General features: G+C 29.0%; 17 protein-coding genes. 13 read left to right on the plus strand and 4 right to left on the minus strand.

The window, feature by feature from the left end:
* The 3 genes from Q0776_RS03060 to Q0776_RS03070 all read left to right on the plus strand — a co-directional run bounded on the left by Q0776_RS03060 (position 1) and on the right by Q0776_RS03070 (position 3,135).
* Positions 1 to 2,175, plus strand: a complete 2,175-nt coding sequence (locus tag Q0776_RS03060; protein ID WP_298364913.1) for a molybdopterin cofactor-binding domain-containing protein — start codon at positions 1 to 3, stop codon at positions 2,173 to 2,175.
* 61 nt (positions 2,176 to 2,236) lie between these two features.
* Positions 2,237 to 2,584 (plus strand): 6-phosphogluconate dehydrogenase, encoded by a 348-nt coding sequence (locus Q0776_RS03065; RefSeq protein WP_298364914.1) that lies wholly within the window; start codon positions 2,237 to 2,239, stop codon positions 2,582 to 2,584.
* Between the two features lie 5 nt (positions 2,585 to 2,589).
* On the plus strand, positions 2,590 to 3,135 hold the full coding sequence (locus Q0776_RS03070; RefSeq protein ID WP_298364917.1) for an acyl-CoA thioesterase: 546 nt from the start codon (positions 2,590 to 2,592) through the stop codon (positions 3,133 to 3,135).
* Positions 3,136 to 3,264: 129 nt separating this feature from the next.
* Here Q0776_RS03070 and gltX read toward each other — a convergent pair whose 3' ends face one another.
* Entirely contained in the window at positions 3,265 to 4,788 is a 1,524-nt protein-coding gene (gltX, locus tag Q0776_RS03075; RefSeq protein ID WP_298364918.1) for a glutamate--tRNA ligase, read from the minus strand.
* A gap of 487 nt (positions 4,789 to 5,275) precedes the next feature.
* Between gltX and Q0776_RS03080 the strand changes: the two genes are divergently transcribed.
* From Q0776_RS03080 to Q0776_RS03115, 8 genes are all read left to right on the plus strand, one after another.
* On the plus strand, positions 5,276 to 5,692 hold the full coding sequence (locus tag Q0776_RS03080) for a hypothetical protein (RefSeq protein ID WP_298364920.1): 417 nt from the start codon (positions 5,276 to 5,278) through the stop codon (positions 5,690 to 5,692).
* A 637-nt stretch (positions 5,693 to 6,329) separates the two neighbouring features.
* Entirely contained in the window at positions 6,330 to 7,106 is a 777-nt protein-coding gene (locus Q0776_RS03085) for a histidine kinase (RefSeq protein WP_298364922.1), read from the plus strand.
* Between the two features lie 15 nt (positions 7,107 to 7,121).
* Entirely contained in the window at positions 7,122 to 7,772 is a 651-nt protein-coding gene (locus tag Q0776_RS03090; RefSeq protein WP_298364924.1) for a response regulator transcription factor, read from the plus strand.
* Between the two features lie 43 nt (positions 7,773 to 7,815).
* On the plus strand, positions 7,816 to 11,151 hold the full coding sequence (locus Q0776_RS03095; RefSeq protein WP_298364925.1) for a DUF4175 family protein: 3,336 nt from the start codon (positions 7,816 to 7,818) through the stop codon (positions 11,149 to 11,151).
* Positions 11,148 to 11,561 (plus strand): rRNA maturation RNase YbeY, encoded by a 414-nt coding sequence (gene ybeY, locus Q0776_RS03100; protein WP_298364927.1) that lies wholly within the window; start codon positions 11,148 to 11,150, stop codon positions 11,559 to 11,561. Before Q0776_RS03095 ends, ybeY begins: the two co-directional genes overlap by 4 nt.
* Positions 11,562 to 11,592: 31 nt before the next feature.
* On the plus strand, positions 11,593 to 13,464 hold the full coding sequence (mnmG, locus tag Q0776_RS03105; RefSeq protein WP_298364928.1) for a tRNA uridine-5-carboxymethylaminomethyl(34) synthesis enzyme MnmG: 1,872 nt from the start codon (positions 11,593 to 11,595) through the stop codon (positions 13,462 to 13,464).
* 32 nt (positions 13,465 to 13,496) lie between these two features.
* Positions 13,497 to 14,357: a class I SAM-dependent methyltransferase gene (locus tag Q0776_RS03110; RefSeq protein ID WP_298364929.1), complete on the plus strand. Its 861-nt coding sequence runs from the start codon at positions 13,497 to 13,499 to the stop codon at positions 14,355 to 14,357.
* Between the two features lie 229 nt (positions 14,358 to 14,586).
* Positions 14,587 to 15,093 carry an OmpH family outer membrane protein gene (locus tag Q0776_RS03115; RefSeq protein ID WP_298364931.1) on the plus strand — a complete coding sequence of 169 codons (507 nt, stop codon included), beginning with the start codon at positions 14,587 to 14,589 and terminating at the stop codon, positions 15,091 to 15,093.
* Positions 15,094 to 15,155: 62 nt separating this feature from the next.
* On the opposite strand, the gene Q0776_RS03120 is transcribed toward Q0776_RS03115, so the two are convergent.
* Genes Q0776_RS03120 through Q0776_RS03130 form a run of 3 tightly spaced genes read right to left on the minus strand, consistent with a single transcriptional unit; the run spans position 15,156 to position 17,234 of the window.
* Positions 15,156 to 15,683 carry a hypothetical protein gene (locus Q0776_RS03120; protein ID WP_298364933.1) on the minus strand — a complete coding sequence of 176 codons (528 nt, stop codon included), beginning with the start codon at positions 15,681 to 15,683 and terminating at the stop codon, positions 15,156 to 15,158.
* A 10-nt stretch (positions 15,684 to 15,693) separates the two neighbouring features.
* The gene (locus tag Q0776_RS03125) at positions 15,694 to 16,089 is read right to left on the minus strand and encodes a DoxX family protein (protein WP_298364935.1); all 396 of its coding nucleotides are present in this window, start codon (positions 16,087 to 16,089) and stop codon (positions 15,694 to 15,696) included.
* Positions 16,089 to 17,234 (minus strand): DNA polymerase III subunit delta', encoded by a 1,146-nt coding sequence (locus Q0776_RS03130; RefSeq protein ID WP_298364937.1) that lies wholly within the window; start codon positions 17,232 to 17,234, stop codon positions 16,089 to 16,091. The genes Q0776_RS03125 and Q0776_RS03130 overlap by 1 nt, the downstream gene beginning before the upstream one ends.
* Before the next feature lie 192 nt (positions 17,235 to 17,426).
* On the opposite strand from Q0776_RS03130, the gene Q0776_RS03135 reads away from it, so the two are divergent.
* Positions 17,427 to 18,614, plus strand: a complete 1,188-nt coding sequence (locus Q0776_RS03135) for a phosphoglycerate kinase (RefSeq protein WP_298364939.1) — start codon at positions 17,427 to 17,429, stop codon at positions 18,612 to 18,614.
* 208 nt (positions 18,615 to 18,822) lie between these two features.
* Positions 18,823 to 19,860, plus strand: coding sequence for an NADP(H)-dependent aldo-keto reductase (locus tag Q0776_RS03140; protein ID WP_298364942.1), 1,038 nt, complete (start codon positions 18,823 to 18,825; stop codon positions 19,858 to 19,860).
* Positions 19,861 to 19,943: the final 83 nt, after the last annotated feature.

Genomic DNA, 19,943 nt, shown 5'->3' on the forward strand with positions numbered 1-19,943 from the left:
ATGAGATCTGAAAAAATTGACGAGTTATATTTTAGTGATGTAAATGAACCTATTCAATTAGATAGAAGAGAGTTTTTAAAAAAATTAGGAGGAGGAATTATTGTTGTTTTTTGTTTAGGTAAATTATCATTGTTAGATGGGCTGGCGCAAAGCAGTAATGAGGATTCTTTAAATTTCAATGCTTATCTAAGAGTAAAAGAAGATGGAAGGGTAGATTGTTATACAGGTAAAATTGAAATGGGCCAAGGAATAACAACTTCTTTAGCACAAGCTTTAGCAGATGAACTACAAGTATCGATTTATGACGTTGATATGATAATGGGTGATACAGATTTGTGCCCATATGATGCTGGTACTTGGGGATCACTTACAACGCGTTTTGCAGACCCTGTTATTAGAGCTGCAGCTGCAGAAGCACGTGAAACTTTATTAAAACTAGGTGCTAAAAAATTAAAAATAGAGGAAAAAGATTTAGAAATTAAAGAAGGTGTTATATATGTTAAAAAAGATCATTCAATAAGCATAACTTTTGCTGAAATTACCAAAGGAAAAAAAATAGTAAAAACCTTAACCAAACAACCTGAAACTAAAAAAGCAAACGAATTTAAAATTATAGGTAAACCAATAATTAGTACTGATGCCTTGGCAAAAGTTACTGGTAAAGCACAGTATTCGGGAGATATTAAATTACCAGGAATGGTGTATGCTAAAATAGTGAGACCGGCTGTTGTAGGTTCAAAAAAGGTAAATGTGGATGCATCTGGTTTAGCTGCTTTTGATGGAGTTGAACTTATAGAAGATGGTAATTTAGTGGCTGTAGTACATTCGGATTTAGAAATAGCTAAAAAGGCAGCTAGAAAAGTAAAAGTAACTTGGAGTGAACCTGAAGCTGTTGTAAATGATAAAACAATATTCGATTATATTGAAGAACATGTAACAAATTATTCTGTTTTTAAGGAATCTGGAAACTTAGAAAATGGTAAAAAAGCTTCACAAACTATATTAAAGGGAAAATATTTAGATGGTTACAAGGCACATGCTCCAATGGAAACACATTCAGCTACTTGTTATTTTAAAGAAGACAAATTAACCATTTGGGCGTCTACTCAAACACCATTTGGTGTTCAAAAACAATTGTCTAGAGAATTAAATATGGACCTTGAAAAAATTCATGTAAAGCAAATATTTTTAGGTGGTGGATTTGGTGGAAAAATTTATAGTGAACAAGCAATTGAAGCTTCTATAATTTCAAAATCTTGTGGTAAACCTGTTCAATTAGTTTGGAGCAGAAAGGAGGAATTTATGTTAGATAGATTTAGAACAGCTGCCGTTATGAATATTTCTACAGGTGTTGATTCCTTAGGAAAATTAAAATTGTGGGAATTTGATATTTATTGTGCTGGAACTAGAGGAGTAACATTATTTTATGGTTGTGAAAATCACAGAACTAGAGTATTTAATGATAAGGGAGTAAAAGGAAATAGTCATTCAACTTCACAAAAGAAAAAACGAGTTCATCCTGTTGGAACTGGTGCTTGGAGAGCTCCAGGAAATAATACTACTACTTTTGCCAGAGAGTCTCATATTGATGTTGTTGCTAATGAAATAGGAATGGATCCGTTAGAATTTAGATTGAAAAATTTGAATCATGAAAATATGAAGGCTACTCTTAAATTGGCTGCGGAAACTTTTGGATGGCAAAGAAAAAAGAAGGAAGGTCATGGATATGGAATTGCATTAGGAGAAGATGCCGGAACTTGTGTAGCAATAATTGCTGAAGTAAGCGTTAATAAAGAAACAGGTGAAGTTGTACCCGTAAAAATGGTTTGCGCCCAAGATATGGGTCAAGTTGTAAATCCACACGGAGCAACAGTTCAAACTGAAGGAGGACTTACCATGGGATTGGGCTATGCTTTATATGAAGAAGTTGAATTTAATGGAGGAAAAGTAAAAACTAGAAATTTCAATAATTATGAGATTACTAAATTTTCAAAAACACCTGAAATTACCTGTGTATTTAGAGATAAAATGGACTCAAAACCACAAGGAGGAGGGGAACCAGCAATTATTTGCGTTGGTGGAGCCATAGCAAACGCTGTCTTTGATGCTTCAGGGGCTCGAGTAAACCAAATACCAGTTACGCCTAAAAGAGTTTTAGAAGGCTTAAAAATGTAGATTTATTTAAATTAAAATAGTAGCTAACAAAAATTAGTATATTTGGCTTTTAAAAAAGTAAATGAAAAGAATTCTTCTTAGTTTTATTGGAATCATTATTTTAGGAATTGTATTGTACTTTTCTGCAATTTATTACATAACATATAGCGAAGGTTATAGAGCTGGAAAACTTGTAAAATTTAGCCATAAAGGTGTATTATTTAAAACTTGGGAAGGTGAAATTAGCCAAGGAGTCTCGGATGCTCAAACTTTTACTTTTTCTGTAGAAGATAATGAAAAACAAGTGATTCAAAAATTACAAGATTTACAAGGTAAGGATGTAAAATTAACTTATAAGGAAAGATTTGGGACCTTTCCTTGGTTGGGAGATACTAAATATTTTGTAATTAAAGTTGAAAAAACAGAATAATATTTATGAGTAATATTTTTAAAAAACCCGAAGAATCGGAAATTATTTTAACAGAATTAATGTTACCATCTCACTCAAATTTTAGTGGAAAAATACATGGTGGTTACATTTTATCTTTAATGGATAAAGCTGCTTTTGCGTCGGCATCTAAATTCTCGGGTCAATATTGTGTTACAGCTTCTGTTAATAGAGTAGATTTTTTAAATGCAATTGAAGTTGGAGAGTTATTAACATTGCATGCGCAAGTTAATTATGTAGGTAGATCATCTATGGTTGTTGGAATTAGAGTAGAATCTCAAAATATAAGAACTGGTATTGTAAAGCATTGCAATTCGTCATATTTTTCAATGGTTGCTAAAGATGAAAACGGAAAAGGTGTCCAGGTTCCTGGTTTAATTATTTCTAATGATACCGAATTAAGACGTTTTTTACGTTCAATAAAACATATTAAAATGCGAAATGCTCGTAAAATTGAGTTTAGCGCTGCTAATTTTGAACCAGAAAAATACAAAGAGGCTTTAAAAGGATATAATGTAAAAGTAGAGATATAAAAAAAGGAGCTAATTAGCTCCTTTTTTTATTAATATAATTGTCATTCTAAATGAAGTGAAAACGAAATGAAGAATCTAATTAATAACCTAAAGATTCTTCACCATCGTTTAGAATGACACTCATAAAATCTATAACGTATCTATTGCATTTTTAATTCTATCAATTGTAGCTTGTTTTCCAATTATTTCGGCAATATCAAATAGGTGAGGACCTTTCATAGCACCAACTAAACTTAGTCTAAAAGGCTGCATTACTTTACCAAATCCAATTTCTTTACCTGTTATCCATTTTTTAACAATTGTTTCCAAATTTGCTGAATTAAAATCCTCAACAGATTCAATTACAGATATTAACTCTTTCATTAAATCAGCTGTTCCTTCTTTCCAATTTTTCTTTGAAGCTTTGGCATCAAATTCAGATGGAGTAACAAAAAAGAAGCTACTTAAATCCCAAAAATCATTTACAAAAACGGCTCTTTCTTTTATTAATGAAACAACTTTTTCTATAGTTTTTTCTTCGGAAGAAATTCCTTTTTCTGTTAAAATTGGTGTATATAATTTTGCTAATTCTTCATTAGATTTTTGTTGCATGTATTGTTGATTAAACCACTTGGTTTTATCAGGATCAAAACGTGCACCAGATTTATTTACACGTGTTAAATCAAAAGCTTGAACTAATTCTTCTAAAGAAAATAATTCTTGCTCAGTACCTGGGTTCCAACCTAATAATGCTAAAAAGTTTACTACAGTTTCATAAAAATATCCATCTTCTTTATAACCTCTAGAAATTTCACCTTCAGCATTTGTATACGCTAATGGGAATACTGGAAAACCTAATTTATCGCCATCACGTTTGCTTAATTTTCCTTTACCAACTGGTTTTAAAATTAGTGGTAAATGTGCAAATTTTGGCGCTTGCCAATTAAAAGCTTCATACAATGCAATATGAAGTGGGAGAGAGGGTAACCATTCTTCACCACGAATAACGTGAGAGATTTCCATTAAATGATCATCTACAATATTTGCTAAATGATAGGTTGGCATTCCGTCTGATTTAAATAGAATTTTATCGTCTAAAATTTCTTTTTTAAATGAAACATGCCCACGTACAATATCATCAGCTTCAATGGTTTCAATATCATTATTTTCTGGAATGTACATTTTAAAACGTACAACATATTTATCGCCATTAGCAATACGTTGCTCAACTTCTTCTTTAGAAAGTGAAACCGAATTTGTTAATTTAGCTCTGTTATGCCAGTTATATATAAAGGTTTTACCTTTAGCTTCGTGATCTTTTCTATAAACATCTAATTCTTCAGCAGTGTCAAAAGCGTAATATGCTTTTCCTTTTTCAATAAGCTCTTCGGCATATGCTTTGTACAATTCTTTACGTTCTGATTGACGATAAGGTCCAAATTTTTCATTTTTACCTGGCCCTTCATCATAAGGAATATTTAACCAATTTAGAGAATCTATAATATATTGTTCTGCATTTGCTACATACCTTGTTTGGTCTGTATCTTCAATACGTAACACAAAAGTTCCGTTGTATTTTTTAGCAAATAGGTAATTAAAAAGTGCTGTTCTTACACCTCCAATATGTAAAGGTCCTGTTGGACTAGGAGCAAATCGTACTCTTACGTTGTTCATTTTTTAAGTTTTAAAGTGCAAAGATAATTTAACAATAGAAATAAGTATGGTTTATTGCAAAAAAAAGGTTGCTCGAAAGCAACCTTCAAAATCAACCCAATATGATTTTCGGAACCCTTTGATTGCTCAAAGATATTTTAATGTTTTCGTGGGGGACAACAAATGTTTTTTATTTATCTATTTTATCTAAATATATATTACGCTCATGACTAGTATTATGTGTAATAGTATTAATTAAGAAAAAATTCAGTACAATGACCAAAAAAAGAACTATAAAGAGAATAATTTTCTTATAATTATTTTGAATTTTATCTTTAGAAAACATAAATCAATTTTAATTTAGCAGTTCAAAGATATTAAGAAAATTAGGTTAATATTTACGGATTTCCACCTTTTAAAAAGGGGATTTTTCCCCCCTGGAAATATTTTTAATATGTTTGAATTGAATATTACTATATTTAGTAAAAATTTTAAAGCTTAAATAATTATGAGTAGAATTACAAAAGAAGAGGCTATTGAGTTAAACCAAAATTTTATTAAAACAAAAGGGAAAGCCCTTAATAAAGTTGTTGAAAGTTTAAATAAAAAACCAAAAGAAAAAGATGCTATTTCTAGTTGGTTTTCTTTAGAAGAGTTGCAAAGTTTTATTGATGATTGTAAAAGTAAAAATAAAGATGTTAATGGTTTTAGAATATATTTTGGATCGTATGGAAATAAGGATAAATCAAAGAAAAATTTATCAACTGTTTTTATTGCACCTACAAAGCAAATTTTAAAACAAGGAGAAGCTGGTAAGGATGGAGTTGAACTAACTTCTAATAATGGTGATATTCCAGAGTTAGGAGCATTAAATAGAGGTGGAGTTGGAAATCCTCCTAGTGCAGATTATCCTCAACTGGTTTGAAATATTTTAATTTAATATATCCATTTATTTACTCAATAGTTTTATTCTTTGGAGTTTATAACTATAAAAAAATTAGAAATAGTTATTTGCTAAAATTAGTTTTTGGTTTTTTAATCTATTCATTTCTAACAGAGATAGCTGCTTTTTTTATTGGTACAGTTTTACATAAACTTACTTTTTATTTATATAATATATGGAGTTTGGCTAATAGTTATTTCTATTTCTATTTTTTTCATGAGTTGATAAAAAATAATTTTAAAAAGAATATAATAAAAATTATTGCTTTGGTATATACAGTAATTTCTGTAATTGATATTAGTTTTTTTTCCAGTTTTACGTTGGTAAATCTTAATTATAATATTCTATTCTCAAGTATATTTATTGTAATATCAGTATTATTATATTTTACTGAACTATTACAAAGTGAAGTTGTTTTAAAATTAAATAAATCCATGTTTTTTTGGGTAAGCATTGGCGTACTTTTTTTTAATATTGGAACTATTCCAATATACGTAATTGCCGAATTGCTCAATTATCAGGGTTTATTTGATTATATAGTTTTAAGTTTAAATTTAATAATGGCGGGCTGTTTTATTACTGGTTTTATAGTTAGCAAAAAAAAATATAGTATATAGTTTTGGCACAGACAGAAATTAAAATTTTAGTGTTGGCAGTTACAATTATAGTAATTGTTTTGGCAGCAACTTTGGTTGTGTTTTTCATGTATTTTCAAAAAAAGAAAACAATTTATATTTTAAAACAACGAGAAACACAACAGCGTTTTGAAAAAGAAATTAATCAATCAAGATTAGAAATTCAGGAACAAGCTTTGCAAAATATAAGCTGGGAAATTCATGATAATATTGGACAGTTACTTTCTGTAGCAAAAATGCAGTTAAATATGCTTAAACATAGTTTGCCAGAAGAACAAAAAAACAGTATTTCAGAAACCAGTGGTATTGTTGGTAAATCGCTTGAAGAATTAAGAGGATTATCTAAATCGTTAAACCCTGCAACTATTAAAAATAAAGGATTATTAGAATCAATAAAATTTGAAGTTGATCGATTTAATCGATTAAATGTTATTAATGCAGAGTTTAATATTAAAGGCGAAGAATTTAGTTTGTCCAACGAAAAAGAAATTATTTTATTTAGAATTTTACAGGAATTTTGTAATAATACTTTAAAATATGCTAAAGCAACTAGTTTAATAATTGAACTAAATTTTTCGAAGAAAAAGTTAGAAATTTATGCAAGTGATAATGGAAAAGGGTTCGATTTGAAAGATGATTCTAAAGAAATTGGAATTGGTATAATAAATATAAAAAGCAGGGCAGAGCTAATAGGTGCAAAATTAACTTTGAATTCTGAAATAGAAAAGGGTACAAAGTTATATATTAGTTGTTCAAAATAAATAATTAAAATTGCAATGAGTAATAATCCTATAAACATTTGTATTGTAGATGATCATCAACTTTTTTTAGCCTCATTAAAAGGTTTAGTTTCAAGCCTTCCAAACTTTAATGTTATTGGAGGTTTTTGTGATGGAGATGAAATAGTTCATTATTTAACAGAGAAAAACTTAGTACCTGATATTGTTTTATTAGATGTTCAAATGAAACGAATGGGCGGAATTGAAACCTGTGGATGGTTAAAGGAAAATGTTCCTTCAGCTAAAGTTTTGGCGTTATCAATGGAGGAGGATGAACAAAAAATATTAGGAATGTTGCGTGCTGGTGCAAAAGGTTATTTACTTAAAGATATTGACCCTTCAGTTTTGCAACATGCTATTAACGAAGTTTATACTAACGGATTTTATTATACAGAAGAAGTAACAAGTACCCTTTTAAAATCTTCAATAAATGGTTCGGAAGATTCGGATATTTCTTTAAAAGAACGTGAAATAGAATTTTTAAAATTATGTTGTTCGGAAAGAACTTATAAAGAAATTGCTGATGTAATGTGTTTAAGCCCTAAAACTGTCGAAAATTATAGAGAAGCTTTGTTTGAAAAACTTGAGGCAAAATCTCGTATAGGTCTTGTTTTATATGCTATTAAACATAAATTAGTGATACTATAATTTATTTTTCCTTATTTTTAGCTGTTAATAAAGTTTTAAAATATTGGACTATCTAAAAAGCATCGAAGCTAGACTTCAACAATTTATAAAGAAGTATTATACAAATGAGTTGATTAAAGGGGTTTTACTATTTCTTTCTATTGGACTTTTGTATTTTATTTTTACCTTATTTATTGAATATTTTTTATGGCTAAAACCTCTACATAGATCAATATTATTTTGGTTGTTTATCTCGGTAGAGTTATTTCTGGTTGTAGTTTATATTGTAATTCCGATTTTTAAAATTTTTGGATTTAAAAAAGGAATCTCTAAAATTGAGGCTTCAAAAATAATAGGAAAACATTTTCCAGAGGTAAATGATAAGCTATTAAACTTGTTGCAACTAAAAGAAATGCATCAAAATTCTGAATTAATTAATGCAAGTATTGAACAAAAATCTGGCGATCTTAAATTAGTTCCTTTTAAAAAAGCAGTTAATTTTAATGGTAATAAAAAGTATATTAAATATGCCTTAATTCCAATTGCAATTTGGTTAATTATTTATTTTACTGGAAACATTAATTTATTTAGTGATAGTTTTAATAGGGTAGTGCATTATAATGTGGCTTATGAAGCTCCAGCTCCTTTTACTTTTAATGTCTTAAATAAGAATTTGAATGTTATTGAAGGCGATCCGCTTTTATTGGAAATTGAAACAGTTGGAAACACTATTCCTGAATTTGTGAAAATTCATTTTTTAAATGAAGATTATTATTTAGAAAATAATGAATTTGGAAAATTTAGTTATCAATTTTCTACTGTTAAAAAACCGATTTCTTTTTATTTTGAGGCAACTGGAGTAAGTTCAAAAGAATATAATATTAATGTAATTCCTACACCTAATATTACTAATTTAAAAATGATTTTGACTTACCCAAAGTATACGGGTAAAAGAAATGAGGTTATTGAAAATACGGGAAATGCTATTGTTCCCCAAGGAACTATAATTAATTGGCAAGTGGAAACTAGGCAAACAGATTCAGTTTTATTTATTCAAAATGTAGAAAAGCATTCCTTTAATAAAAATACAAAATCGCTTTTTAGTTATTCAAAAAGAATTTTATCGAATACTAATTATAGAGTGGCAGCTTCTAATGAAGAGTTAAAAAATTATGAAGATTTAAACTTTGAAATTGATGTAATTATTGATGAATATCCAAAAATTGTTGTTAACTCAAATATTGATTCGGTAAGTCGTGGTCCTGTTCATTTTGTAGGTCAATTAAGTGATGATTATGGAGTAAGAAAACTACAACTTGTGTATTATAATAATTTGCAACCTGAGATAGTTTATAAACACCCAATAAATTTTGTAAAAGGCACATACTCAGAGTTTTACTATATTTTTCCTAACCAAATTTCTATAGAAGAAGGGATAAATTACAATATGTTTTTCGAAGTTACTGATAATGACGGTGTTAACGGTGGAAAAAAGTCGAAAAGTAAAGAGTTTAGTTATTATAAAAAAACTAAAAATGAGTTTAAAGAGGATTTATTATTAGAGCAAAAAAACAATTTAGATTTGATTTCGAAAACTGTAAAAAAGTCTAAAAAGAATAATGATGACATAAAGAAATTGCAGGAAGAAATTCAGAAGAAAGCTGATATGAACTGGAACGATTCCAAAAAAATTGAAGAATTTATAAACCGCCAGAAACAATATGATAATTTATTTAAAAAGCAAACTGAGAAGTTAGAGCAAAATATAAATGAACAGCCAATTAATGAGGAGATGAAGGAAAAGAAGAATGATTTGGAGAAAAGGGTTGAAGAGGTAAAAAAATTAAATGAAAAAGAGAACTTGTTAAAAGAGTTAGAAGAACTTTCAAAAAAAATTAACAAAGAAGATTTAGTTGAAAAAATAAAAAAAATATCTCAAAAAAATAAGAGTAAAGAAAAAAGTTTAGAACGAATTTTAGAACTAACTAAAAGATTTTATGTAGAACAAAAGGCTAATCAAATTTCAGAAAAATTACAAGAATTAGGAAATGAGCAAGAAGAATTGGCTAATAAAAATAAAGAGGAAAACAATTTAGATAATCAGAAAGTAATAAATGAAAAGTTTGAAAATATTAAAAAGGATCTTAACAATTTAGAAAAAGAAAATAGAAGTTTAAAAAGGCCGATGAAACTTCCAAATAATGATTCTGAAAAGGAAGAAATTTCAGAAGATTTAGAAGAAGCTTTAAAGGAACTTAATAAAGAAAAACAGAATAAATCAGAACCGAATAATGACTCGAATGCTAAGAAAAAACAAAAGTCTGCCGCAAAAAAAATGAAGGAGATGGGTGAACAAATGGAAAGTTCTATGGCTAGTGGAGGTGGTGAATCTTTAGACGAGGATATTGATGATTTAAGGGTAATTGTTGAAAATTTAATTGAATTTTCATTTCAACAAGAAAAATTAATGAATAACTTTTTTGATAGAGATAACGATCACCCGGAATACGCTGTAAATTTAAAAAATCAACATGTACTTAAAGAATATTTTGAACATATAGATGACAGTATTTATATGCTTTCATTAAGGTTGGTAAAAATGAGTAGTGATATTCAAAAAGAAATCAATGAAGTTCATTATAATATTGATGAATCAATTGTAAATTTTTCTGATAATAAAGTTGAAAATGGTGTTTCAAATCAACATTTTGCGTTAACTGCAGTAAATAATTTAGCAAATCAATTAAGTAATTTGTTAGAAAGTTTAATGAACTCAACTCCAAGTATGGGTGAGGGAAGTGGTTCACAAGATTTTTCGTTACCTGATATTATTAAAAAACAAGGCGAATTATCAAAAAAAATGGAAGATGGAAATAAGGAAAGTGGTACTAATAGTAAAGAGAAAAATGGTGAAAAAGATGGTGATGAAAAAAATAATTTAAATAATGGTAAGGAAAATGGGGAAGGTTTAAATGAGCAAATTAGCCAAGAGCTTTTTGAAATTTACAAAGAACAAAGTAGGCTAAAAGATATGCTAAAAGATATGATTGGAAAGAATGATGGAAGGGGAAATAAAGGGTTTGGTGATGTTGTGAGTAAAATGGAAGAACTTGAAAATTTAATTTTAGAAAAGGGGTTTACAAAAGAGGTGATAGATAAAATGAAGGAGTTAAATCATGAATTGCTTAAACTGGATGAAGCAGAAAAAGAACAAGGAGAAGATAAACAGCGCAAATCAATTAGTAATTATAATGAGTTTAAAAAGAATAACAATATAAAATTACAGTTAGAAAATCTCTATTTTAATAATAATGAAATTTTAAATAGACAATCATTACCTTTGCGCGGAATTTATAAAAAGAAAGTACAAGATTATTTTAGAGCTAAGATAGAAAAATGATAAATTTTAATTACGAAACAGATTTTAAATTATCTAACGATAAAGGTATTTCTGAATGGATTTCAAGTTGTATTTCCAATTTCAGTTTCGAAGAAGGTGAGTTAAACTATATTTTTTGTGATGATGATTATTTGTTAAAATTAAATGAGGAATTTCTAAATCATGATACCTTAACTGATATAATTAGTTTTGATTATACTTTGGGAAAATTAATTTCTGGTGATATTTTCATTTCAGTGGAAAGGGTTAAAGAAAATGCTAAAAAGTATGGCCAAAGTTTTGAAAGAGAGTTAAATAGAGTCATTATTCACGGGATTTTACATTATATGGGATATAAGGATAAATCTCCAGATGATATTACAGCAATGAGAGAAGCTGAAGATGTTTGTTTAAAGTTAGGTAATTATTAAAATGTTCCACGTGGAACAATATATTTGAATTATGTTTAATACTATTTATGATGTTATTGTAGTAGGTGGAGGTCACGCTGGTGGTGAGGCCGCAGCAGCGTCTGCCAATATGGGCGCACAAACTTTGTTGGTTACAATGAATTTACAGAATATTGCTCAAATGAGTTGTAATCCTGCTATGGGAGGAATAGCCAAAGGTCAAATAGTTAGAGAAATTGATGCTCTTGGTGGTTATAGTGGTGTAGTAACAGATAAAACTGCAATTCAATTTAAAATGTTGAATAAGTCTAAGGGTCCGGCAATGTGGAGTCCGAGAGCGCAAAGTGATAGAATGAGGTTTGCAGAATGTTGGCGAACAATGTTAGAGCAAACTGATAATTTAGATTTTTATCAAGACATGGTTGTTGGTCTTTTGTTCGAGGAAGGTAAAGTGGTTGGTGTAAAAACAGCTTTAGGAATCGTTATTAAATCAAAAACGGTTATTATTACTGCAGGTACTTTTTTAAATGGTTTGATACATATTGGTGATAAAACTTTTGGAGGAGGAAGAGCAGGTGAAAGTGCAGCTGTTGGTATTACAGAAGATTTGGTTAAAGTTGGATTTGAAGCTGGAAGGATGAAGACTGGTACTCCGCCAAGAGTTGATTCAAGATCTTTGGATTTTACTAAAATGATTGAACAGCCAGGTGATGATGATCCAGAAAAATTTTCCTATTTACCAGATACTAAATCTTTAGATAAACAGAAATCTTGTTATATGAGTTATACTTCTAAAGAAGTTCATGATTTGTTAAGAACAGGATTTGATCGATCACCAATGTTTAATGGAAGAATACAAAGTATTGGGCCAAGATATTGCCCTTCTATAGAGGATAAAATTGATAGGTTTGCCACTAAAGAGAGACATCAAATATTTGTTGAGCCCGAAGGTTGGGAAACAATTGAAACTTATGTAAATGGATTTTCAACTTCTTTACCAGAAGATGTTCAGGATAAAGCTTTACGTAAAGTTGCAGGTTTTGAAAATGTTAAATTTTTGAGATATGGGTATGCTATTGAATATGATTATTTTCCACCTACTCAATTATCACATACTTTGGAAACAAAGTTAATTAAGAATTTATATTTTGCTGGTCAAATAAATGGAACTACTGGTTATGAAGAAGCGGCAGCGCAAGGTTTAATGGCTGGTGTAAATGCTGCGTTAAATATTCAGGGAAAAGAACCTTTTATTTTAAAAAGAAACGAAGCTTATATAGGAGTTTTAATTGATGATTTAATTACTAAAGGGACTGAGGAGCCTTATAGAATGTTTACTTCACGAGCTGAATATAGAACTTTATTAAGGCAGGATAATGCAGATTTAAGATTAACTCCGTTAGCTTTTAAGATTGGTTTAGCTTCTAAAGAGCGAATGGATAGGGTTGTTGAAAAGCAATTAAAAACAGATTTGTTTGTTAAGTTTTTAATAGAAACAAGTGTTAAACCAGATGTAATAAACCCAATTTTATTAGAAAATAAAACAGCTCCAATTTCACAATCTATGAAAATGTTTAAAATTGCGGCTCGTCCACAATTGGATTTTCATGATATTCAAAAGATCCCTTCAGTTGCAAAATTTATTTTAGAAAATGATATTGATCGAGAAATTATTGAGCAAACGGAAGTGCATGTAAAATATGCAGGTTATATAGAAAAGGAAAAGAATCAAGCGGATAAATTGAATAGGTTGGAGAATGTGGTAATTCCTGCTAATTTTAATTATTCAAAAGTTAAATCGCTTTCTATTGAGGCAAGACAGAAATTATCAAAAATACAGCCTACTTCTATATCTCAAGCAAGTAGAATAAGTGGAGTTTCTCCTAGTGATGTTTCTGTGTTATTAGTTTATATGGGTCGTTAAATTTTGCATGTTCCACGTGGAACTATTTAAAAATGAATAACAAAAAATCAGTATACTTGGCGTTGAAAGATTATTCAGTTTCTGGTGAGAAATTTGAATTGTTAGTTAATTCCGAATTGGAAATGCTCGAAACATCTCCAAAACCATCGCTCGATAAATTACCAGGTTATTACGAGAGTGAAGAATACATTTCTCATACCGATTCTAGAAAAGGTGTTACAGATAAATTGTATCAGTTTGTAAAAAGCCATGCTTTAAAAAATAAATTGAAACTTATTAATTCGTTTAAAACTAGTAACAAAAATTTATTAGATATTGGATGTGGTACGGGTGATTTTTTGATTACTTGTTTAACAAATGAATGGAATGTAGTAGGAGTGGAGCCAAATAAAAATGCTCGCGAATTAACAAATAGTAAATTAGATAAAAATAATTTAGCAACTATTTTTAAAGATGTAAATGAGTTAACATCTCAAAAGTTTGATGTAATTACTATGTGGCATGTATTGGAGCATGTTCCTAATTTGGATGAGTATATTTTAAAACTTAAACAATTATTAAAGCCAAATGGAGTTTTAGTGGTTGCTGTTCCAAATTTTAAAAGTTTTGATGCAATTTACTATAAACAATTTTGGGCAGCTTTTGATGTTCCAAGACATCTGTGGCATTTTTCAAGAAAATCAATTTCTTTGCTTTTTAAAAAATACAATTTAATAGTAGAAAAAGTATTACCTATGTATTTTGATTCTTTTTATGTTTCATTATTAAGTGAAAAATATAAAACTGGAAAATCTAATTTGGTTAAAGCATTTATTGTTGGGTTAAGGTCTAATTTAAAAGCAATTTCAACAAAAGAGTATTCCTCTTTAATATACATCATTAAAAACAGTTAAAATCGATTTTAACGCGCTTTAAAGGGTGTTTTAACCTTAAAACATACAAATGTATTCGGGTTTTTTATTTTTAGCGCATTTAAGCGTTATTGAGGTGAAAATCAATAAATATAATTTATAGCGTATATTTTTAATATAAAAAAATCTAATAGATTGAAATAGCTAGTAAACTATCTATTTTGTTCCTATATTCGCAGGAATTTTAAAACACGAATCAAAATTATATAAAATGAAAAAAATTTTATTATTAGCTTTTGCAGTTGCATTGGTTTCTTGTAACCAAACAAATATTGCTTACATTAATGTTGAAGACTTAATGAAAGATTATGAAGGAACTAAAGCTTTAGAGGAGACTCTAAAAGGAAAACAAGAAATAATGGCGAAAGAGTTAGATAGTATTTCTGCTCCTTTTCAACAAAAAGTGCAAGAGTACTATAAAAATGCTCAAAAAATGTCTGCGGCCAAAAGAGCTGAAACCGAGCAAGCTTTGCAACAAGAAAATCAAATGTTACAAGCTAAACAGCAACAAGCTAGTCAAAGTTTACAACAAGAAAACCAAACTTTAAGTGAAGCTATTACAAAAAAGGTGGATAGTTTTGTTGCGGATTATGCAAAAGCTAAAGGGTTGCATTTAGTTCTTGGAACTTCAGGAAATGGAACTGTAATGTATGGCGATGATAAATTGAACATTACAAATGAAATATTAGAAGTTTTAAATAAAGATTTTTCAAAATAATTCAGTTAAAATACTGATATACAAATACATAAAAGCCTCTTATTAAATTAAGAGGCTTTTTTTTAGTTTGATTTAGAACCTGAAAAATGATGTTCTTTAATTTTAAATAATACATTAAAAGTGGTTAAACTACCGTAAATTCGGGTAATGTACTGTTGTAAATCTACTTTTTCTTGATCGTCTAAAACTTTACTAGAGTTTATTTTTTGCTCCATAACTCTAACCCTATCACGTACCATAACAATCTTATGGAAAAATGTTTCAATAGGAATCTCTTTACTTGCTAAATTAGAATCCTTTGGTTCTAGAATTAATTTTCCACCTTTCCAACGATCTGCAATTGGAATTACTTCAGAAACATCGGACCATTTTTGCAATAATTTTTTTAAAGTTGATTCTACTTCATAAAAACTAATTGAGTCAACTTCATCTTCAAGGTGTTCAATTACTTCAAATTCACTATCAATATCAATAGTTTCCAATCCATTTTCAATAAAAGTTACCCAATAATGAATAGATGTTACATTGGTAACTACTCCCAAACCATATTTTTCGTGTTTTATTCGAGATCCAATTCCTAATAATTTCATAATTAAAACTTTATGTTAATAAATAAATTCCAATAATATTTAAAATAAAATAAACGGTTATGTTCATGGCTCCGGGATAATCTTTGGCAATACGTTGACCTACTAAAAATTGAAGTAAGGTAATAGCAGATATTTCTAGTCCTACTTTAGCCAATATAGTTTCGTTTTTGAATACCAATGAATATAACCCAAAAGTTAAAAAAAAAGTTGTTGCAGTTTCAAAAATTAAAATATTTACTAATAATACAGAAATCATTTTTTCGAAAATTGTATTTTTAAAATGATTTGTATAATAGTTTACTGTATTTTTCCAGTCGCCAATTTTTTCTAAAACAGAAAATAAATACGTAACTATAAAAAATAATAGTATTAATATCTCAGCTGCATTTTTATTAAAAATTGACATTATGAAGTAGTTTCTTTAACGTGTAAAAGGCGAGTTAATTTTATTGATAAGTCTAAAAGAATAATTTTAGCATTTCCATTTCTTTCAATATGATAAATGGCATCATTTAATTCCTGTGTAATATCTAATATGTTTCCACCGTGAATAAATGGAGCAAAATTTTCTAATTTAAATCCAGGAGATTTTGGTTCTAAAAAAACTAAGGAATCTGCATTATAATTTAATAATAAAGCTTGTCTAAAAAACTGTATACAATAATTTAAAAAACGTTTTTGTGTTTCACGTCCACTTTTTGCAATGGTTTCGCTCCAAGAAATTAAATTTTGAATAACTGCAGCATTTCCTTTTGCTTTAAAGGCAGCTCTAATCCAAGTAATAAACCATTCTTCAAACTGCTCATCAGAATTATCATTATGTAATAAATGCAAAGCCTTATTGTAATTTCCATCGGCTTGGTTGGCAATTTTTTCGGCAATGGGTAAATCTGTTCCTTCAAATTCAACTAAACCTTTAACAATGTCAGATTCTGATAATAATGGAAAATGTAATATCTGACAACGCGATTTTATAGTTGTAATAATTTGTTGTTCATTTTCTGCAGTAAGTATAAAAACTGTTTTTTGGGGAGGTTCTTCTAAAAGTTTTAACAATTTATTTGCTGCCGAAGTATTCATTTTTTCGGCCATCCAAATAATCATAACTTTATAACCGCCTTCATAACTTTTTAGTCGTAGTGATTTTACAATATCTTCAGCTTCATCAACCCCAATTTGTCCTTGTTTGTTTTCAATTCCTAAAAATTGTAGCCATTCAAATAAATTTCCATAAGGATTGGATTTAATAAAGCTACGCCAGTCTTCTAAAAATAAACTACTTACAGGGTGGCTTTTTATTACATCATTAGATGCAACAGGAAATGCAAAATGCAAATCGGGATGCATTAATTTTGAACATTTCAAAGCACAGTCTTCTTTATTAATACTTGTGCTACATAAAATATATTGAGCATACGCAATGGCCATAGATAATACTCCAGACCCTTCTTTTCCAATAAACAATTGTGCGTGAGAAATCCTACCATTATCGGTTGATTTAATCAAATGGTTTTTTAAGTGCTCTTGTCCTAAAATTGTGTTAAAATTCATTAAAGCGAATGTAAAACATTTTTTCAATTTTATGTTAATTAGTTGCTAATTATCGGCAATTTTGATGCTCATATTGCTAATGTTTTAACACAATGTTTTAATTTTTACATCTTTGGAATGAAATCGCTTTCGTAAAAAACTAGTTAGAATAGCTTATTTTGAGTTATATTTGTTGAACAAAATATTATAAAAATGAAAACAATACAAGACATTAATTTTGAAGGTAAAAAAGCCTTGATTAGAGTAGATTTTAACGTTCCATTAGATGAAAATTTTAATGTAACGGATGCAACAAGAATTCAAGCTGCAAAACCTACTATTATTAAAATTTTGGAAGATGGTGGAGCTGCTGTTTTAATGTCACATTTAGGACGTCCAAAGGGAGTTGAAGATCAATTTTCTTTAAAACATATAGTTGATACAGTATCAGAAATAATTGGAGTTTCTGTTAAGTTTGTTTCCAATTGTGTTGGAGCCGAAGCGGAAGCTGCTGCTGCAAGTTTGCAACCAGGTGAAGTATTATTATTAGAAAACTTAAGATTTCATGATGAAGAAAAGAAAGGAGATGTAGCTTTTGCTGAACAATTATCTAAGTTAGGTGATGTATATGTAAATGATGCTTTTGGAACTGCTCACAGAGCGCACGCTTCTACAACTATTGTAGCTCAATTTTTCCCAGAAAGTAAATGTTTTGGAGCATTATTGGCTCAAGAAATTGTAAGTCTTAAAAAAATATTAGAAGAAGGTGAAAAACCAGTTTTAGCAATTTTAGGAGGAGCAAAAGTTTCTTCAAAAATTACTGTAATTGAAAATATTTTAGATAAAGTAGACCACTTAATTATTGGTGGTGGAATGAGTTTTACATTTATTAAAGCACAAGGAGGAAAAATAGGACAATCTATTTGTGAAGACGATAAACAAGAATTAGCTTTAGATATTTTAAAACAAGCAAAAGCAAAAGGAGTACAAGTTCATATTCCTGTAGATGTTATTGCTGCAGATGATTTTAGTAACGATGCTAATACACAGGTTTGTGATATTAATAATATTCCTGATGGTTGGGAAGGTGTTGATGCTGGACCAAAATCGAGAGAGCTATTTGATAAAGTTGTAAACCAATCTAAAACTATACTTTGGAACGGGCCTTTGGGTGTTTTTGAAATGGATGCATTTTCAAAAGGTACAATTGCTTTAGGAAACTCAATTGCAAATGCAACTAAAAATGGAACATTCTCACTAGTTGGAGGAGGGGATTCTGTTGCTGCGGTAAAACAATTTGGATTTGCTGATAAAGTAAGTTATGTTTCTACAGGTGGAGGAGCAATGTTAGAAAGTTTAGAAGGTAAAACTTTACCAGGAATTGAAGCCATTTTAAAATAAGCTTTAATCTAAAAATAATGTCATGCTAAACTTGTTTACCCATTCCCTAAGTAATTAATTTTAAGGAATTCGTGAATTTTTAATTATAGCATTTCATCATAATATAGAACCATTTTCTATTTAATTAGAAAATGGTTTTTTCTTCTTATTAAATTAAACACGTTATTATAATAATTTTTTACTTTTGAGCTGATTAATAATCGAGATTATGATATATTCAAACATACCAAATACCAATATAAAAGTTAGTAAAATTTGTTTAGGAACTATGACTTTTGGTCAGCAAAACTCCCAACAAGAAGCTCATGAACAACTCAATTATGCTGTTGAAAAAGGAGTAAATTTTATTGATACTGCTGAAATGTATTCAATTCCGCCGCGAAAGGAAACTCAAGGAAACTCGGAGCGTATTATAGGAACTTGGTTAAAAGATCAAAAAAGAGAAAATTTAGTGGTTGCAACCAAAGTTACCGGCCCAAGTAACACTTTTAAATATTTACGTGATAATTTAGGGTTTTCAAAAGCTGTAGTTCATGATGCTTTAAACAAAAGTTTAAAACGGTTACAAACGGATTATGTAGATGTTTATCAACTTCATTGGCCAGAGAGACACACTAATTTTTTTGGACAATTAAACTACAAACACAACGAAAATCAAAAATGGAAGGATAATTTTAAAGAAGTTGTTGAAACTTTGGATGGTTTGGTTAAAGAGGGAAAAATTCGCCATTATGGACTTTCTAATGAAACTTCTTGGGGTGTTATGCGTCATTTAAATGAAAGTACTCAAAACAATTTAACACGTTGTAAAACTATTCAAAATCCGTATTCATTGTTAAATAGATTGTTTGAAGTTAATTTGGCAGAAATTTCGATGCATGAAAAAGTGGGATTATTAGCATATTCACCAATGGCTTTTGGAACACTCTCGGGAAAATATTTAAACGGAAATTTACCTGAAAATTCAAGATTGAAATTATTTCCACATTATACACGATATAATAGCGATCAATCACAATTTTTGATTAAAAAATATTTCGATTTAGCAAATGAACTAAATATTAGTTTAGCCAAACTTGCATTGGCTTTTGTAAATCAACAACCATTTGTAACAGGAAATATTATTGGAGCTACAACTATTAAACAATTAAAAGAAAATATTGAAAGTATTCACGTGGAACTTTCGGCAGAGACTTTGTCAGAAATTGATAAAATTCAGGCGCTTCAACCAAATCCAGCTCCCTAAAAAGTCGCTACATTTTTTTAAATAACCATTTTATACTTGAATTAAAACTTTTTTATTAATAAAAAAGATAAAAAGGTATTTAT

The organism is uncultured Lutibacter sp. (assembly GCF_947495725.1).
Classification (GTDB): Bacteria; Bacteroidota; Bacteroidia; order Flavobacteriales; family Flavobacteriaceae; genus Lutibacter.